The 18,885-nt window shown below is 51.9% G+C and carries 15 protein-coding genes; 1 reads left to right on the top strand and 14 read right to left on the bottom strand.

All coding sequences use genetic code 11. The features are described from left to right. Nucleotides 1-260: 260 nt before the first annotated feature. Nucleotides 261-1,253 (top strand): asparaginase, encoded by a 993-nt coding sequence (locus tag CpATCC19410_RS06255; protein WP_042437326.1) that lies wholly within the window; start codon nt 261-263, stop codon nt 1,251-1,253. On the opposite strand, the gene CpATCC19410_RS06250 is transcribed toward CpATCC19410_RS06255, so the two are convergent. From CpATCC19410_RS06250 to mraY, 14 genes are all read right to left on the bottom strand, one after another. Next, a complete protein-coding gene (locus tag CpATCC19410_RS06250; protein ID WP_014522436.1) occupies nt 1,200-2,594 on the bottom strand; it encodes a DNA polymerase IV in 1,395 nt (464 codons plus the stop codon). The genes CpATCC19410_RS06255 and CpATCC19410_RS06250 overlap by 54 nt on opposite strands. Nucleotides 2,595-2,730: 136 nt before the next feature. Continuing rightward, nucleotides 2,731-5,889 (bottom strand): isoleucine--tRNA ligase, encoded by a 3,159-nt coding sequence (gene ileS, locus CpATCC19410_RS06245; RefSeq protein WP_014401264.1) that lies wholly within the window; start codon nt 5,887-5,889, stop codon nt 2,731-2,733. A 415-nt stretch (nt 5,890-6,304) separates the two neighbouring features. Next, complete coding sequence (locus tag CpATCC19410_RS06240) at nt 6,305-6,493, bottom strand: hypothetical protein (RefSeq protein ID WP_014300799.1); 189 nt, start codon at nt 6,491-6,493, stop codon at nt 6,305-6,307. Between the two features lie 98 nt (nt 6,494-6,591). Beyond that, a complete protein-coding gene (locus CpATCC19410_RS06235; RefSeq protein WP_013242245.1) occupies nt 6,592-7,608 on the bottom strand; it encodes a DivIVA domain-containing protein in 1,017 nt (338 codons plus the stop codon). A gap of 308 nt (nt 7,609-7,916) precedes the next feature. Next, nucleotides 7,917-8,213, bottom strand: a complete 297-nt coding sequence (locus CpATCC19410_RS06230) for a YggT family protein (RefSeq protein ID WP_014367315.1) — start codon at nt 8,211-8,213, stop codon at nt 7,917-7,919. Nucleotides 8,214-8,470: 257 nt separating this feature from the next. After that, nucleotides 8,471-8,920 carry a cell division protein SepF gene (locus CpATCC19410_RS06225; RefSeq protein ID WP_013242247.1) on the bottom strand — a complete coding sequence of 150 codons (450 nt, stop codon included), beginning with the start codon at nt 8,918-8,920 and terminating at the stop codon, nt 8,471-8,473. Nucleotides 8,921-9,097: 177 nt separating this feature from the next. Then, entirely contained in the window at nt 9,098-9,817 is a 720-nt protein-coding gene (pgeF, locus tag CpATCC19410_RS06215; protein WP_013242248.1) for a peptidoglycan editing factor PgeF, read from the bottom strand. Between the two features lie 2 nt (nt 9,818-9,819). After that, a complete protein-coding gene (gene ftsZ, locus CpATCC19410_RS06210; protein WP_014522437.1) occupies nt 9,820-11,049 on the bottom strand; it encodes a cell division protein FtsZ in 1,230 nt (409 codons plus the stop codon). A gap of 316 nt (nt 11,050-11,365) precedes the next feature. Beyond that, nucleotides 11,366-12,022, bottom strand: a complete 657-nt coding sequence (locus tag CpATCC19410_RS06205; RefSeq protein WP_014401266.1) for a cell division protein FtsQ/DivIB — start codon at nt 12,020-12,022, stop codon at nt 11,366-11,368. 15 nt (nt 12,023-12,037) lie between these two features. Next, nucleotides 12,038-13,495, bottom strand: a complete 1,458-nt coding sequence (gene murC, locus CpATCC19410_RS06200) for a UDP-N-acetylmuramate--L-alanine ligase (RefSeq protein WP_014401267.1) — start codon at nt 13,493-13,495, stop codon at nt 12,038-12,040. Between the two features lie 127 nt (nt 13,496-13,622). Further along, a complete protein-coding gene (murG, locus tag CpATCC19410_RS06195) occupies nt 13,623-14,708 on the bottom strand; it encodes an undecaprenyldiphospho-muramoylpentapeptide beta-N-acetylglucosaminyltransferase (RefSeq protein WP_013242252.1) in 1,086 nt (361 codons plus the stop codon). Continuing rightward, complete coding sequence (locus CpATCC19410_RS06190) at nt 14,708-16,342, bottom strand: FtsW/RodA/SpoVE family cell cycle protein (protein WP_013242253.1); 1,635 nt, start codon at nt 16,340-16,342, stop codon at nt 14,708-14,710. The genes murG and CpATCC19410_RS06190 overlap by 1 nt, the downstream gene beginning before the upstream one ends. Nucleotides 16,343-16,394: 52 nt before the next feature. Continuing rightward, nucleotides 16,395-17,780, bottom strand: coding sequence for a UDP-N-acetylmuramoyl-L-alanine--D-glutamate ligase (gene murD, locus CpATCC19410_RS06185; RefSeq protein ID WP_013242254.1), 1,386 nt, complete (start codon nt 17,778-17,780; stop codon nt 16,395-16,397). A 3-nt stretch (nt 17,781-17,783) separates the two neighbouring features. Continuing rightward, nucleotides 17,784-18,884 (bottom strand): phospho-N-acetylmuramoyl-pentapeptide-transferase, encoded by a 1,101-nt coding sequence (gene mraY / locus CpATCC19410_RS06180; protein WP_014401268.1) that lies wholly within the window; start codon nt 18,882-18,884, stop codon nt 17,784-17,786. Nucleotide 18,885: the final 1 nt, after the last annotated feature.

Below are 18,885 nucleotides of genomic sequence, written 5' to 3'. Positions count from 1 at the left end.
GGTACTGAGAAGCAGAAGCTACTGCCCATCACCAGCCCACTGTATGCAGAGGCCTGCGCAAAGTCGCCAGAAGGTCAGTATGAGCGAAGACGCACGGCTGTTTATATAAACCGGCGGCTCAAAGAATGCCCTCCTAGTTCCCCCGCCACATGGCAAACAAGGGTTGTATCTCATGAATGCTAGCGCTCATTGAAAAAAATCTCACGTCAACATGCTCACGTACTCACAGCCGGCTTCCGCAATATGGCAGGCTTGAGCACATGACCTCAGCGCATGAAGAACTTGGAAAAGTTGTTGTTCTCACCACAGGAGGAACGCTCTCCTGCACTATGGATCCTAATGGGGCACTTATCCCCACGGTTTCTGGTGAGGAATTGATCGAAGATATCGCGCCCCGCTTCAGCGGAAAAGTGGACATAGAAGTGCGCGAGCTGCATCGCCTCGATTCCTCGTCTATGACTTTCACCGACATAGACGTCATAGTCTCTGAAGCTCATAAAGCCCTGGCAGAACCCAATGTTATTGGTGTAGTGGTCACCCACGGCACAGACTCTATGGAGGAAACAGCCATAGCATTGGATACTTTCCACACCAGCCCGAGCCCCATCGTGCTAACTGGCGCCCAGCTCCCTTTCGATCACCCAGAGTCCGACGGGCAAAACAACCTCTTTGAAGCAATCATGGTGGCTTGTGATACTTCCGCTCGAGACATTGGAGTTCTAGTTGTCTTTGGTCACGCGGTGCTTCCGGCCCGCGGTTGTATGAAATGGCACACCTCTGATCCCCTTGCTTTTGCCACCAATGGCCCGGAGGAACCATTGCGAGCAGATCCGGTCAGCCCAGCGAAGCTTTCCGACGTCCGCATCGATATCATCCCAGCCTTCCCCGGCGCGCCGTCCACGCTTGTTGATGCCGCTATTAACGCAGGAAGCCAAGGATTAGTGGTTGAGGCAATGGGAGCAGGAAATGTAGGCACAGAAATGGGAGTAGCACTCGGAGCTGCTCTCGACGCCGGAATACCCGTGGTTATGACAACCCGTGTGCCGCGCGGTGAGGTCTTCGGGGCCTACGGTGGGGCCGGTGGTGGAGCAACCCTTGCTGCCAAAGGTGCAATCAGCTCCACGTATTTCCGAGCTGGCCAAGCGCGAGTACTACTCGCCATCGCTGTGGCCACAGGTGTGCACCCTGCGACTCTTTTTTTAAAGACCTGTTATATCCCAATCAAGACTAGCTACGGGATCAGCAGGCTGTAACTCGGAATCACTGATATCAAAGGTTTTCACTTTGCCGATCCCCGTAGTACGTGTTTCAAACCTTATAGTCATTTTCCCGTGCCCGATCCCTTGGATCCATCCGTGTCCGAACTCAGGGTGGTGGACGTCTTGGGTTGCCCGCCATCGTGGGGACGTTTCTGAAAGGTCGATTTGCTGAGTATCTTTTGTGTTAGTCATCGCATACTCAGCGCTTTCCTTGGAGATAGCCCCAGATACTCCTACTTCAAAGTCAGAATCACGCTGAACAATCTCCCTGTCGATCTCAGGGAACAGAACATCTTGACGCGCCGCCTCAAGCCCAGAAAAGCTAACCCCTACAAGACGTATCGGCCCCAGCTCATCGGGATAACGCACCAACTTCATTGCCGTTGCTAAAAATGTATCCAGATCATCTGTGGCATAGGGCAAGGTAGTAGATCGTGATTCTATGTGAAAATCTGCCATACGGAGTTTAACGGTTACTGTCCGCGCTCCCCGTCCGTCATTCAGCAACCTCCTATGAGCATCATCCGTAGCGCGTCGCAGCGCCTCATCTACTTGAGGAACATTGATGAGGTCTTTCGGATATGTGTGCTCTGCCGATACCTGTTTAGCTTCGGCTCGCGGTGCTACCGGACGATCGTCTACGCCCCGGGCCATCATCCACAACGCTCGCCCGACCGTTGCCCCCAAGCTAATATCGACTTCTCGTTGTGTCATTGCAGCTAGGTCTCCGATTGTTTCCACACCTAGTTGTTTGAGCTTTGCACGAGTTACCGGGCCTACGCCCCATAGTTCCCCCACTGGCAATGGAAGAATCATCTCTTCATGTTTTTCCGGAGGAACAACAAAAACACCATCTGGTTTAGCCTGATCCGAACCGATCTTGGCAAATTGTTTTCCACAGCCAGCCCCCACTGAGGCTGGAAGCCCAACTTCTTGCCTTATTATCCGGCGCAACTCATGAGCCCATTCTTTGACTTCTTTGTCCGTTGCCCCCTGAAGTTCTTCGGGCTCCAAAAACCCTTCATCCACAGAAACCTGCTCTACCGTCCCTCCCACAGAACGAAGAATCTCAAAAACCTTGTGAGAAGCAGTCCTATATACCTCAAAACGAGGAGCAACAATGACTCCCCGAAAGCCAACGAGCCTTTTTGCTTGGTACATCGGCATTGCGGAATGCGCCCCCAACGCCCGTGCTTCATAAGAAGCCCCCGCGACGACTCCCCTACCTGAAACCCCTCCGACAAGAACCGGCCTACCGCGCAGCGTTGGTCGCGTCAGCTGCTCACATGATGCAAAAAATGCATCCATGTCTATATGCAGTACCCAACGCCTCATAAATACAAACATTAGTTCGATAGAGGCTATGTGTCGAATCTATAAAATTGCAAGTAAATATCACAGCAACTGCCGCAGAAAATATCCCGAGCACAAGGAGTGTTGTGCTCGGGATATTTTCTGCGATCGGCTTTTACTAAGCCTTGGTCACATCGGCAGTCACGCCTTCTATAACCTTATGAGCACCTTCTCCGCCCACGGTTACAGTGAAAGTAGTGGCCAGGACCTCGCCGGCGATAAGCGTCGAATGCCGATCAGCCCACGCTTTCTTCCCTTCAGGGACAAACAGCTCCGCAACGATGCGGTCGGAAACTTCAAAGTTGGAAGCCTTGCGGGCATCCTGCAAACCACGGATTACGTCCGCGGCCCACCCTTCTGCCTCCAAAGACTCGTCCACAGTCATATCTAGTACTACTAGGCCATCGACCCCATCTATCTGAGCCGTTGAATCAGGATCTGCGGCAACTAGACGCTCAGTGAACTCATCGGGCTTCAGCTCGATGCCATCCGCAACAACGACGTCCCCCGAGCGTTCATAATTACCGGATTTCACTGCTTTGATTGCTCGCTGCACGTCCTTGCCCAAGCGAGGTCCTGCAACTTTAGCGTTAACAACTACGTCAAAACGTCCGACGGCATCCACGTCTGAGGTCAGCACAACATTTTTCACGTTGACCTCATCGCGGATGATCGATGTGAACGGCTCAAGGCGCTGTGAATCCGGTAATGCAACCGTTACCTGAGGCAGCGGAAGTCGGTTACGCAGCTTGTGTGCTTTACGCACCGAGCTAGTAGCAGAACATACGCCACGGATCTCATCCATCGCACGGACAAGATCAGCATCTGCGGGGAAATCTTCTGCATTGGGGAAATCCGCCATGTGTACTGAACGCTCGCCAGTAAGCCCACGCCAAATCACTTCAGATACCATTGGCAATAGCGGAGCTGTGACACGGGTCAGGGTCTCCAGAACAGTAAACAAAGTGTTGAAGGCCTCTGGATGTTGATCATCCCCTGCCCAGAAGCGCTCACGCGAACGACGCACATACCAGTTGGTCAGAGCGTCGCAGAACCAACGGACTTCATCACAAGCCTGAGCGATATCGGTGTTATCCAGGGCTTCACCGACCCCGCGGACGACGTCGTGAAGCTTTGCCAAGATGTACTTATCTAAGACATCTATTGAATCGACAGACCACTCGGCTGGTTTCGACGAATACAGCTGCAGGAAGGAATAAGCATTCCACATCGGCAAAAGCGCCTGGCGAACTCCCTCGCGGATGCCTTGCTCAGTAACGATCAAATTACCGCCACGCAGGATCGGCGAGCTCATAAGGAACCAACGCATGGCATCAGAGCCATCACGGTTAAAGACTTCATTCACGTTGGGGTAGTTCTGACGAGATTTGGACATCTTTGTGCCGTCATCACCAAGGACGATGCCATGCGCCACGACCTTTTTAAAGGCAGGGCGATCAAAGAGAGCAGTAGCCAATACATGCAGTGTGTAGAACCAACCGCGAGTCTGTCCCGAGTACTCCACGATGAAATCTGCCGGAGAATGGCTGTCAAACCACTCCTTGTTCTCAAACGGGTAGTGCTTCTGAGCAAAAGGCATGGAGCCTGACTCAAACCAGCAGTCCAAAACCTCAGGAACGCGACGCATCATCGATTTCCCTGTGGGATCATCCGGGTTAGGACGGGTCAGCTCGTCGATAAACGGGCGGTGCAATGAAGTCGGACGCACGCCAAAATCACGCTCCAGCTCGTCCAAAGAACCATAAACATCCATACGCGGATAGTTTTCATCATCAGAGACCCACACCGGGATAGGAGAACCCCAGTAACGGTTACGAGAGATGTTCCAATCGCGAGCGCCTTCAAGCCACTTGCCAAACTGACCGTCTCGAATGTGCGCAGGCATCCACTCGATGTCCTTGTTCAGCTCGACCATACGATCGCGGATCTTTGTCACCTCTACAAACCATGAAGGCAACGCCATGTAGATAAGCGGCTCTCCCGAACGCCAAGAGTGCGGGTAAGAGTGCTCGATTGTCTGGTGCCGCACAACCCTAGCCGCAGCCTTAAGGTCAGCGATGATGTTCTTGTTAGCGTCAAAGACCAAGAGACCCTCATACTCCGGCACCAGCGACGTAAATTTGCCGTCCATATCTACCGGGATCACGGTGGGGATACCATTGGACTTGCAGGTGTTCATATCGTCTTCACCGAATGCAGGCGCCTGATGGACAATACCGGTACCGTCCTCGGTGGTCACATAGTCTGCAGCAAGAACTTGGAAAGCGTTTTCCGTATCCGCAAAGTAGTCAAAGATCGGCTGGTACTTCAAACCAACCAGGTCTACCCCTGGGTGAACCGATAGGACCTCGTGTTGCTCTCCGAGTTCCTTCGCGTATGCGCCCACGAGAGCCTCCGCCAAAAGAACACGTTGACCGCGGATAGCCTCGGCGCCGTCCTCGCCTACCTTAACCTCAGCATAATTCACACCAGGATTGACAGCCAGAGCTAAGTTTGACGGCAGAGTCCAAGGAGTGGTGGTCCATGCCAACGCATAGGCGCCCACAAGGGAAGTATCTGCCGACGCCCCCTCAGTTACCCCAGTGACAGGGAAAGTAACCGTTAGAGTTGGATCCTGCCGCATCTTGTAGGAATCATCCAAACGCGTTTCCTGATTAGACAGCGGCGTATGCTCGGCCCACGAATAAGGCAAGACCCGGAATCCCTGATAGATCAGGCCTTTGTCATAGAGCTCCTTGAATGCCCACATGACCGACTCCATGAAGTCCAGATCCATGGTTTTGTAGCCATTATCAAAGTCGACCCAGCGTGCCTGGCGGGTGACATAGTCTTTCCATTCTTGGGTATATTCCAAAACAGACTTCGCGCAGTAGTCGTTAAAGGCCTCCAAGCCCATCGACTCGATTTCGCCCTTGTCTTTGATACCTAGCTGCTTTTCCGCCTCAAGCTCAGCGGGAAGCCCATGGCAATCCCAACCAAAAACGCGCCCAACGAGTTTGCCTTTCATGGTTTGATAACGCGGAACGATATCTTTAACGTATCCGGTCAACAAGTGCCCATAGTGTGGAAGACCATTAGCAAAGGGGGGGCCGTCATAAAATACGTACTCTGGGGAGTCGGCGCGTCCTTCTAGAGAAGCCTGGAAGGTGTTATCAGCGGACCAAAAATTTAGAACTTCTTGCTCCATATCTGGAAAACGCTGCGAGCCACCAGACATGTCCACCTTGGGATATACGCCGCCTACCTGGTTGGTCATAAAATCTCCTTCACTATCACATTCGCTACCGCAGGGACGCTATCTGTAGCGCGGTACCACCCTGCTTGGAGCACGCAGTGCTCCCGCTTCATTGTGAAGGAGGTGACGGTCCAACCCGTCCGGTTCTACTCAGCTTCCGCAATCGTAAAAACACTGTGAAACGAGGAAAACTACCAGAACTGGCAGCCCTCTATGTTCTATCTGCGTATCGCTTTTCTTCCGGAGACTCCCCGGTGATTGCCGGATCAGCGCCTTGTAGCGGATCACTATACCGTATAAAACATGCACGGCGAACTTGCTGCCCCCTTACAACGTCCGCAACACTCCAATGAACGTTCATTACGCTTCAAGCATTGAGTAGCATCTTTGCAGCATCGTCCACGTTAAGAGCTCTGATTTTGTTCAGGCTTTCTAGTTATTTCGCGGAATGCTTGCCACCGGAGCCTCGTTTACCTCGTTTTTTAACTATGTCTATAAACAACAGCATCATGCCCAAAACCACAGTTACAAACAAGAGCCACTCCCAAATCTCGCCAGTACTACTAAGAGATAAAACGAGGAAGACAAACCCTGCGATCGAAAGCACAATGGCAGCGATCAACATATTCAAGGCTCCTTGGGATGTACTGATAAAGAAATCGTGGCCCTCCAGCTCATTCAGCTAGGGGGCCACGTGAACATATGCGTCTATTCTGAAAAGCCTTAGCGCTTCTCGTCTGGCGCAGTTGTACCACGGCTTTCAAGTTCCTCCAGCTGGCTCTGCAGGAGGGTCTTAAGACGAGTACGGTACTCACGCTCGAATGTGCGAAGCTCAGAGATACGCTTCTCAAGGGCAGACTGCTGTTGTTGAACAGTCGCCATAATCTCTGTGTGCTTGCGCTCTGCATCCGCCTGAAGTGCGTTTGCTTTGTCTTCAGCTTGACGTACCTGCGCCTCGGCACGGGAGTTGGCCTCGCTGAGGGTTTGCTCGGACTTCTTCTGAGCTTCCTCTACCAAAGCACGGGAACGGGAGTCAGCGTCTGCAAGCTGCTTGTCGGCCCTAGCGCGAGCGTCGGCAAGCGTTGCCCGAGCCCGTACATCTGCATCTTGGATCTGGCGTTCAGAAGCGCTACGAGCTTCATCCAGCATAGACTTAGAGTCATTCTGAGCCTCAGACGTAAGGCGGTCTGCCATCTCCTGGGCTAGGCCAAGAACCTTAGCCGCCTGCATGTGTGTTTCCGCAGTAGCGATTCCAGCGCCAGCACCTGCGGCAGCAAAAGCTGACTTTGAAACATCCATCTTGGGGCTCGCTGCAGCAGCCTTAGCTTTGGCGGCTTCTTCCTTAGCCTTCTTGGCATCAGCCTTGGCGGCCTCAAGCTCAGAACGCAAAGCAGCTATATCGGTCGAAGACTTATCGGAATACTTCCGCGCGTCAGCTAGCTTGGCATCGTACTCAGCTTTGAGCTTAGATTCGATCTCCCGACGAATCGCAGCCTCATCAACAGAGGGCTTAGCAAAAGAGGCAGAGGCCATAGCGGGCTTGGACAGTCCGCCTTGCTTAGCTTCCGCCTTTAGTTCCTCTATCTGCTGACGCAGATCCTCGTTTTCTTCCTGAATCTCAGCGAGGGTGTCTTCTACCAGATCCAAGAACTGATCGACCTCGTCCTCGTTGTAGCCTCGCTTGCCGATTGGAGGCTTACTGAAAGCGACGTTGTGCACATCGGCTGGAGTCAGCGGCATGGAGCTCTTCCCTTCGAGATTTCTTCTGCACCCAAGAACCTAATTCCTTGTGCGCGGGGGTTAACTATTGACATTAACTTACTTGCACACTCAAACGTCAAGAAGATGATCAAACGTTTATACGCAATACCTCTCCTATGATAACGCGTACAAGCACTCACGCAGCCTAGTACAGGCCAAAACAGCTCTCGTTTTCCTACTTTTTTGGCATTTTTTCAACAAAAACTAAAAAAATCGGGCGATTAAACAAAAAACTGAGCAAATCCGCCCTCGTTTAGGGGCACCCGAACTTTAAATTATTTTATAGCCTATACGGAATAAAGAGCGATGCTTAGCAGAATTCTGACAAACGAAAGCGCGAAAAAAAGTACCAAAATAGATACATCAAGCGCCACGTTGCCGAGCTTCAGCGGAGGGATCCAACGACGCAAAAACCGCACCGGTGGATCAGTTAGTTTGAACAAAAATTCAAAAACAATAACCATGAACCGCGGAGCCTGAAAATTACGAGAGAAGCTCACGATCATTTCCACCAAGATCCGCCCGATTAAGATCCATGTATAAATCTGGACAATCAAAATCAGAATGCTTAACAGAGTGTGCAATGACGTGCCCTTCCATTTTGAAAAAATTTATTTAGCTTCATCTAGCCTCCTAGTATTTATTCATAACGCTGTGCCCTAAGACAAGTTAATGAGGACAACGAGCACAAAAGTTTGGGTAGCGTTATCCCTCATCAACCCCCTATGTGTGGTTCACACCAGAGAATAGAAAACCCCTTGCCTTATAGGATGGTTGGGACATATCCATCCTATAAGGCAAGGGACTAAGAAAAGTTTCTCTCTGACTTTGGCAGAAAGATCTATATACGGGCAGCTCGCTCCAAATCCGCAGTGGTCACGTCTGCATTTTCGGGAACAATAGCAAAAACCATGTGGCTGATCTTTTTCATTTGGCCGCGGAGGGCAAAGCATAGTCCTGCCGCAAAGTCAACGATCCTCTTGCCTTCATCCAGTCCCAGACGGTTGATGTCAAAGACAACAGAATCACCGTCGCGGAAAGGCTCACCAATTTTGGTTGCCGCATCTGAGTAGCTATTGATGGTTACGGGAACAATATTCGATGAAGCACGACGAGAAACACGGTCATAGGCGTGTACATCCTGATATGCAGGCTCACGGTAGCGTTGTGGCTGATATGCTGCGCTTCCCTCGTAACGTGGCTCCTCATAGTAAGCCTCATCCGCAAGGTACGGATCGCCTTCTACTCCAGAAAGCCCGAAGAAATCTTTGGTCTTCTTCATTATCGACATAAAGTGTCCCTTTCATCGTATGCGGTGTGATGTGCAATACTCCGCTTTTGCGATGTCCAAAAGCTGGTGTTAGCACCTAAAGCTACTTGCTTATCATGGCTCAATGCTGCTGCGACACAGCATTTTCCTGAGCCGATATGAATTTTGTGGAGAAGATTGCCTGATTCATTGGCCACATTAAGGAAGCCATACAAGTCCTGCATGTCGTCCTGTTGTGCCTTCACGACGATAAGAAAAAAGCTGTTTATCCTCTATTGTGCAGCGCGGGTCAATATCAATAGCTTTTACCCCTAGCTCCAACAATTGTCGCGCCAGTCCTCTACGAAGGTCTAATCCCGACGTTCCTTTACGCGTTTTCACTCGAGCCCCCGGCAGATAGCGTTCCACATCCGCAGCCATCGCTGAGGGAACCTCGTAGTGCCGTCCGGAGGCAGCTGGCCCCAACAGCGCATGAATATTGCGTGGTGTAGCACCTAGCTCAAGCATCGTTTCAACGATTCGACGAACAATCCCGTTCCTGGCACCCATTCGACCCGCGTGGACTGCCGCTATTACCCCGGTTTCCGTGTCTGATAGCAGCACAGGAACACAATCAGCTGCCAAAACTGCTAAAGCAAGCCCACGTGTAGTACTCACGAGTGCATCACTAGCTTCCACCGGATTCTCTTGTGGCTCAGTAATCACTGTGACGTTGATGGAATGAATTTGCTCCATCCAGACAATATTGTGCGGTTCTAACCCGATAACGCGTGCCAAACGGTTTCTGTTAGAAGTCACATCAGCTAATTTGTCCCCTACGTGATCTCCTAAATTAAAAGAGTCATATGGGGGAAGGGAGACCCCGCCCGCTCTGGTGGTAAACACCTTGCGGACGGGGCGGTCGTTTCCATTACTCATGTTTAGCGGAGGAAATCGGGAACATCGAGATCTCCGCCGCGCTCATCACGCCGGTCCCGATAATCGTTACGATAGTCCGTCCGGCGTTCCTCGCTCGAAGTGAACAGTCCGTCACTACCAGCAGCATTGCTACGGTGCGATGGCTCTTCTGTCCGCAGGTGACGAGCCGGCGCATTGGACTCCTCCCCAAAAATCGACGTGGAAGCACGCTCAGGGGCAGGGGTCGGTGTTGCAGCAGTTTCTGGTGCAGCTTCCGCTTTAGGCGCGGGTGCTTCAACCGCATTTTTTGCACCGTCAAAGCCTGTGGCAATAACAGTGACTCTAACCTCGTCGCCTAGGTTGTCGTCGAAAATCGTTCCAAAGATCAGGTTAACGTCCTCGTCAGCCTTCTCCTGCACCATTGAAGCTGCATCGTTAACTTCTTGGAGGCCAAGGTCCGATCCGCCTGCGATAGAGAGCAGAACTCCCTTAGCGCCTTCCATCGTCGACTCAAGCAATGGTGAATTAATAGCTTCTTCAGCCGCCGTAAGCACCCGATTATCCCCACGAGCGGATCCCACACCCATAAGTGCGGATCCGGCATCGGCCATAACCGAGCGAACGTCAGCAAAGTCGACGTTGATCATGCCGGGGATGGTAATGAGGTTGGTAATGCCTTCGACGCCGTTATGTAGCACCTGGTCTGCCGCACGGAAAGCTTCCATCATGGTAAGACTCGTGTCGCCTAGCTGCAGCAAGCGATCATTCGGGATCACGATAAGAGTGTCACAGACTTCCCGCAGTGCATCGATTCCCTCGACTGCCTGGCGGGTACGGCGCGGCCCCTCAAATTTAAAAGGACGGGTAACCACGCCCACGGTCAGGGCGCCCATCTTTTTAGCGATGCTTGCAACAACAGGGGCCGCACCAGTGCCGGTTCCACCGCCCTCTCCCGCTGTCACAAACACCATGTCTGCGCCTTTGAGAGTCTCTTCGATCTCATTTTTATGGTCTTCCGCAGAGGTGCGTCCAACTTCTGGATTCGCTCCAGCACCAAGGCCACGGGTAGCCTCACGCCCAATGTCGAGCTTGACGTCCGCATCGGAGAACATCAGTGCTTGAGAATCGGTATTGACGGCAATAAATTCGACGCCCTTAAGACCTTCCTCGATCATGCGGTTAACAGCGTTTACACCACCACCGCCGACGCCAACAACCTTGATTACGGCGAGGTAATTATCTGGGGAAGTCATGAGCGACTCGCCTTTCACATTGAGTATTTTTACTTCATTCATTCAACGCCGCAAGGGAAACGACCAAATCGCGACGTTGCACTGCAATACATCATCAACTACTTTCAGGGAATTTTGTCGGACATTTGCGGCGGCGTGTCTCCAGTCTCAACCTTAACTTTAGGGTTTGACATGCGGAAACGGGCGGCTTCAAGCGTATTCTTCAAGGTTTTCACTTGCCTGCTCAGAATAGAAAAACACCAGTCTTCCGCCTATTGATAAAGCCGTCTAAAATGAGACTTTTTCCAATAAAAAGGCCACTCTGCGTCAAAAAATTTTATTTCACGGCAATAAGCGGCGCGCCACTCACATCCAGGCTCTGCTCTGGACGTGTGAGCGCGTTTTTCAACGCAACTGCCTTATCTTTTAGATTCTCCTGTGACCCCCAGTAAACGCTCCGCCCGTCTTTAAGCTGTATCTTTAGCTCATAAGCGCTCGGCGCACTGACGGATTCAATCTGGGCACGGACCTCAGAGGAAAGACCCTCTATCATGGCGCCTACTGCCGCATAAGCTGGAGAAGTATCGTCATCTTGGCCCGTCACACGGATAGCCTCGTGGGGGTGTGTATCTATAACAAATACCCGCCCTTTTCCATCAAAAAGATGATCTCCATCAGAGCGCTCAGCAAAAAGTACGGCCTGATGCTCAGTTACCTTTATCTTTACAGATTGCGGGAAAGCTCGATCAACTGAGGCAGAAGCCACCCACGGCAACCGAGAAACGCCAGTAGCCGATTTAGTGGCATCAATCCTAAGCAGGTTACTCCCCACCGTAATTCCGGTGGCAGCAGTAATTTCTTCTTGTGGAGTATGAATATTGCCTTCTACGTCAAACCCTGAAACTTTGATCACAGGAACAACAAAAAGGACAGCTGTCACGAGAGCTACAGCAACAAGCACTCCTATGCTTCCCAAGACCGTTTTCTTTTTCATAACTCCACGAAATTCCTATGTTGTTTCTGACCGCAAGCGCGTTAGGATTTCCGGCGCAAGGATTGTAACGCTTCCCGCTCCCATCGTAATCACAAGATCGCCGGGTGCTGCAAGGTCTGCAACAGCCTCCGGAACATGCGAGAAATCAGGTTCAAAATGCGCGGGGATAGTCATTTTGTCTGTGATGATTCTAGAATCCACGCCTTCAACTGGCTTCTCCCGCGCCCCATAGATATCCAGAACAATCGCCTCGTCTGCCAACGATAGAGCGGCAGCAAACTCGTCCACAAAATTTATTGTTCGAGAATACAAATGGGGCTGGAAAATTACGAGGAGCCTCCCTTGCCCGCGAGCTTGCAGCTTGGCACGAGCGGCAGTTAAAACAGCGCTCACCTCGGTAGGATGATGCGCGTAATCGTCGTAAAGCTCAATGCCCGCAAAGTCCCCTTCTGCGACTACACCATGGTATTCAAAGCGCCGGCGTACACCACTAAAATCACTGATCCCAGCAGCTAATTTGAACAGATCACCGCCAGCAATCACGCCTGCGGTTAATGCCGCCGCGGCGTTAAGAACCATATGGCGGCCAGGTGTCCTCAGCACGACTTCTGTTTCTTGTCCCCCAACAACGATGGTTGCCACCGTGCCGGAATGAGTAATTTCGAAGGACTCCACCACTGTTTTTGCAATATCAGGATACTCTGCCGACGCAGCTACCGTGCCATACCCGACGACTTTAATATCCTTATGCTTCTCGTGGATTTTTTGCCCCAGCATGGCGGTATGGGGATCGTCCAGGCACACGACTAAAGAGACACCAGGCACCAGACGATCAGCGAATTTCTCAAACACCTCAAAATAAGCTTCCTCCGACTTAAAAAAGTCAAGGTGATCTGGCTCAATGTTGGTGATTACCGCTATGTTTGGCTTATAACGCAACAAGGACGCGTCCGATTCATCGGCCTCAGCCACAAAGGCATCTCCGGTACCTTGGTGAGCATTCGTTCCAGCCTTATTCAGCTGGCCACCGATAGCAAAGCTCGGATCCATGCCTGCTGCTTGCATGGCTACTACTGCCATAGACGTAGTAGATGTCTTCCCATGCGTACCCGCTATCAAAACTTGGGTGCTGCCCTCCATCAGCTCTCCTAGGAGATCGGAGCGGCGAATAACAGGAATGCCTAGCTCACGCGCTGCGACTAATTCTGGGTTATCCTGCGGAATCGCCGCAAATGAAGTCACTACTACCGTAGGTTTTTCCCCTGCGATGCTGAGGTTTTCTGCAGCATGCCCAACCGCAACGTGTGCTCCCATGGAACGGAGTGCCAGAACGGCTCGTGAATCTTTCACGTCAGATCCCGAGACTGTTGCGCCTCGTGATAACAAAATTCGTGCAACACCGGACATCCCAGCGCCACCAATACCGATGAGATGAACTCGGCTAAGGTCAATGGCAGAATCCGAAGTGGTCATTTATCCTCCGTGGGGAATTACAAAAGCTGATGTTTTCCAGCGTTTTTATTCAAAAAGAATAATCATAAAAGTGGACAATGGCAGCACTGAAAGCTCGCCTGATTAAGGAGCCCAACGCATACGAAAACTACGAAGGCAGATGCTCTGCATCGTGGTCTTTGACAATGTGATAAACGATATCGGCAATAACTGCAGCCGCGCTGCCAGCATGCGACTGCGTCACGGCGTCTTTCATCGTGCGATATATCTCAGGGTTACCCAAAATTTTTCCCGCGCTGGTAGCAAACGCATCACCGTCAAAGCTCTGGTCGTCGATAAGAATAGCGCCACCTGCCGCAACTATTTCTGCTGCGTTTAGTCCTTGCTCACCGTTGCCGTGAGGTAACGGAACATATATTGCGGGAATACCAGCAGCGGTGTTTTCCGCAACAGTCATTGCCCCGGCGCGACAAACGATGAGGTCTGAGATCGAATAGGCTGCCGCCATATCATCGATATACGGCACCGGCACATAATGCTCTTGCGCGCTAGGGGGGACATTTTTAGCCCCATAAGAATGCAAAACCTGATATCCCTGGGAAAGTAAAGTATCAATCCCCTCGGCCACGGCTCGGTTAATAGAGACCGCTCCCTGCGAACCGCCTGTGACCAAAACAGTCTTTCGATTAGGGTCTAATCCCCACAGTTTTAGCCCGCGCTCCCGAGCCTCAGCGCTAACTTTTAGCGTGTTACGGATAGGGATTCCTACGACTCGTCCAGGCATACCGGAACCGGCTACCGCGTTAAGTCCCAAGCCGCCCATCCGTACGCCCAGTTTATTGGCCATCCCCGAACGAGCATTAGCCTCATGAACAATATAAGGGATCCCCAGCGTCTTGGCAGCAAGATACCCGGGAGCAGAGACATACCCGCCAAACCCAATAAGCACGGAAGCATCATGCGCTTTGAGTACGTCGCGAGTTTGCTTTACGGTGCGTATTAATCTAAACGGAAGTTTGAATAGATCTGTATTAAGCCTACGGGGTACAGGCACAGGGTCAATAAGCTTCAGGTCGAACCCTCGTGCTGGAACAATCGTCTGTTCCAGCCCCCTAGACGTCCCCAACGCGATCACATTAGCACCGCGACTTCGTAATTCCTCTGCGACCGCCATTGCCGGCTCGATGTGTCCCGCGGTTCCGCCACCTGCTACTACTACGTGTGGGGATTGCATTACCGTCTCCTACGCCTATCGTCTTTACTGTTCTGCGAAGACCATCTGTCCCGCTTACGGTCTCCGACGCTACCAGCGCCATACTTATTGCTTTCCGACGCCCACCTATTTCCAAATTCTGCGGTTCCAGAAAAATAACGCGGATCAGTGTTTCTTGCCCTATTTTCCCGCCACTCAAGACCTTGATTGCCTCGCGTATTACGTTGGTCCCCCACTACGTAAGAGCTACGGTGGAATGACTCTCTCTTGGAGCCACGAGTAGCAGTCGAGGAAGATTTCTGCGGCTTCGGTGGCGGCGGCGGCATGCGGCGCTCCCCAAAACGACTTTTATCAGCGGGATTTCCAAAAATGGGAGCTTTGGGGGAAAGTCCCTCCAAACTTGGTTCCTTCAAACCAAGAAGACGATCTATAGGAGGACGCCCATAAGACTGCATAGCTGAGATCGCCTCCGGCTCATGGCGCGCGCAATTGGCTAGCAGGCCCATAGAAGCCAAGGTGATAATCGCTGAAGTACCACCGGCTGAGATCATCGGTAACTGGATGCCAGTCACAGGGAGCAAACCAATGACGTACCCAATATTGACAAAAGCTTGTGCAGATACGCCTGTTGCCAAAGTTGCAGCGGCAAGAGCTAAGAATCGATTGGAGTTCTTTGCAGCTGTGCGCATACCAAAGAAAAGTAAGCAAGCAAACAGCACGATGATAATCGCTCCGCCCACAAAGCCCCATTCTTCTCCGAGAACTGCAAAGACAAAGTCATTACGAGCCTCTGGTAGATAGAACCATTTAGCACGTGACTGCCCGATTCCTACACCGGTGAGGGAACCGTCGGAAAGCGAAAGAAAGCCTTGATAGGACTGATATGCTTTGTCCGCAGTGTCTTCAAAATGCCCTAGCAACGCATCAAAATAAACGGTGAAGCGGTCGTTTCGGAAACTGGTTCCGATTACCATCCCCAACGCTCCGATAACGATGGTGGCTGCCGCAGTAAACATATAAGTCTTCTTCACTCCCGCGAAAAAGAGCATCGCAATAACCACAGAAGAAAAGGTAACCGTCATGCCCAAATCGCCTTCGAGCGCAATGAGACAAGCGATCACTCCTGAGTACACCGAATAAACGATGTAATCATTCCATGGGCCGGTCGGCTTAGCATTGGGACGAGAAAAAAAGTGCGCTCCCCACACCGCAATCATTACACGAGCAACCTCTGAAGGCTGCAGCCTTAATGGTCCCACAACGATCCACGATTGCGAACCTACTTCTTCACGGCCAGTGCCGATCCCCGGTATAAGAACCAAGACCAAAAGCAAAATTGTAAAGAGCATGGCTGCATAAGAAAATCTTCGCACCACTCCTGGAGGCAACCACAACATCACCCACATGCTGGTCAGGCCAATTACTACCATGACCATTTGTTTGACGGCAGACCCCCAAACGCCACTGCCTTCCACTAAGGACCACGTCATTGAACTGGCCACTACCATCAAAATTCCGGAAAGAACAAGCAATCCGACTATCGATAAAATGATGTAGTAGTTAGCAAGCGGACGCTGGAACAGCGCGCTAATTCGATCACCGATCATCCGAAGTGGAGATCCGGTGTTTCGTTGTGGTGCTGTGGTGCTTGTCATTACTGCCCCTAGCCGCTGGTTATTTTGATGGTTATGGAACTCACCTTAGCCATTAATCGTGAAGTTCTCGCGCTATGGCCTCGGCAAACATATCTCCGCGTTGTCCCATGCCGCTGTACATATCTAGGCTTGCCGCCGCAGGAGCCAGAATGATCGCATCCCCCGGCGCAGCATGTGCCACAGACCAGGAGACAACTTCATCCATCGCCTCGCGAGGTTTCCGGTTCTCTGTCACCATAATAGCGGCATGTGGAGCAAGTTCCCGCACTGTTTCTGCGATAATCGGGGCATCAACTCCGAGTAAAGCTACTGCTTTTAATCGAGGAGAATGTTCAAGAACAAGGTCTCGGATCTCTGATCCTTTGAGCTGGCCCCCGGCAACCCATACAATCGACTCATGGCTGGCCAGCGCAGTGCCTGCAGCATGGGGGTTTGTGGCCTTTGAGTTATCAATGGCCACAATGCCGCGTGCGTTGCCCACAATCTGACCACGATGCCCCGCTACGTGAAAGTCCGCTAGTGCCGCTGCGATCGTGTCTGCACAAACTCCCATAGCCCGAGCCGCTGCCGCCGCCGCAAGAGCATCATAAACCCCTGCTGGACCAGCTGGTTCAATCCCCTCAGCCGATACGATTTCCAGCGAGTCTGCGAAGGCACAATCCACAATCATCTTATTGCGGATTCCTAGTTGACCCGCGCGTGGTTCAGCAGCAGTAAATTCAACGAGCTTCTGTGTCTTCGTAGTGCTTAGAATCTGCGCGACATGTTCGTTGTCTACACCGGCAATAGCGATAGGGGCTTGCAAAACCTTCGCTTTGGCGGCAGCATAGCTATCAAAACTCCCATGCCAATCAATATGGTCATCTGCGAGATTTAACAAGATACCTACATCGGGGACAAGCTGCTCTGACCAATGCAGCTGAAAGCTGGAAAGTTCAGCCACAAAGACGTCGATACGCTCAGGAGCATTCAGCGCTTCTGCCACTGGAACCCCGATATTACCCACTGCCTGGGCCTTGAAGCCCGCGCGTTTGATCATTGCTTCTAGCATCGCAGTGGTAGTAGTTTTCCCATTTGTCCCGGTTACTACCAGCCATTGGCGAGGTTTCCCGCATACTTCTGCGCGATCAAGGCGATACGCTAGTTCTACGTCACCTAAGACTTCAATCCCCAAGTCCTTAGCCTGCACCAACAACGGTGTGTCGGGGCTCCAGCCAGGTGACGTGATCACGCATGAAAAATCTTGGAGTTGAATATCCACATCCAAGCAGACCTCAGCCCCGGTCTTAACTTGGATTTTTTCTAAGGCATCTGGACCGGAGTCAACGACAACCACGTCTACATCTAGGCTCTTTAAAAGAGCTGTGATTCCTAACCCGGATACCCCGGCGCCCGTGACAAGAACACGTCCGTGGAGTTCCTGGGGAAGTCTCTTCATAGCTTAAACTCCCGCCAATGAGAGCCACTCACCGTAGAACGCCGATGCCCCAATTAAGGCGGCGAGAGCGGCAATGAGCCAAAAACGAATCACAACAGTGGTCTCTGCCCACCCGCCGTTTTCAAAGTGATGATGGAACGGAGCCATACGGAAAATTCTGATCCCTTTAGTCCGGAAACCAATAACCTGGATAACAACCGATGCGGCCTCAAGCACGAATAGAGCACCAACGATCACCATGAGGAGCTCGGTACGCGAGGCAACTGACAGCCCAGCAACAAGGCCACCGAGAGCTAAAGATCCGGTATCTCCCATAAAGATTTTTGCCGGCGCCGCATTCCACCAGAGGAAACCCAAACACGCGCCTAAACCTGCAGCCGCCAAAATCGCCAAATCCAGAGGGTCGCGTACGTCGTAGCATCCGGGTTCTGCACCAGCTGTGCATGCATTACGGAACTGCCAAAAAGTGATCAGGGTGTATGTTCCCATCACTATCGCCGTCGAGCCAGCTGCTAACCCGTCTAGCCCATCGGTAAGGTTCACCGCATTGGACCATGCGGAAATCAGAATGTAGATAAAGACCAAGAAGATCCCGATTCCCACGATGGCGGGCCCCACGGCTAGGTCCACGGTGTCTAGATCACGCAAAAAGCTTAAGTGCGTGGAACCAGGAGTGAGACCATTTTCATCGGGGAACCCAAGGACCAAACCGCCAAAGATCAGAGCTATCGCTAGCTGTCCCACGAGCTTAGCCTTCTTGTTCAAACCTAGGTTTCGACCTTTGTATAGCTTGATAAAGTCATCTGCGAATCCGAGTCCGCCAAGCGACAGAGTCAAACCAAGCACCAAAACTCCGGAAACAGTGAAACCACCTTGTCCGCTGATTTCCCCGTAAATCGCAGTCGCTAGGTAAGCAACCGTGATCCCTACCAAGATAGCAATGCCACCCATCGTCGGCGTGCCCCGTTTACGCAAGTGAGACTTGGGGCCGTCCTCGCGAATCTCTTGGCCCAAACCCTCTGCGCTAAAACGACGAATCAACATGGGTGTGACAAATATGGAGACCAGCAGTCCAATGGCTCCGGAGATAAGGATTTGAGTCACT

It is taken from the genome of Corynebacterium pseudotuberculosis, assembly GCF_002155265.1.
In the GTDB taxonomy this organism is placed as follows: Bacteria; Actinomycetota; Actinomycetes; order Mycobacteriales; family Mycobacteriaceae; genus Corynebacterium; species Corynebacterium pseudotuberculosis.
Note: the sequence above shows the minus strand (reverse complement) of the source record. Positions and strands in the feature narration are given on the sequence as shown.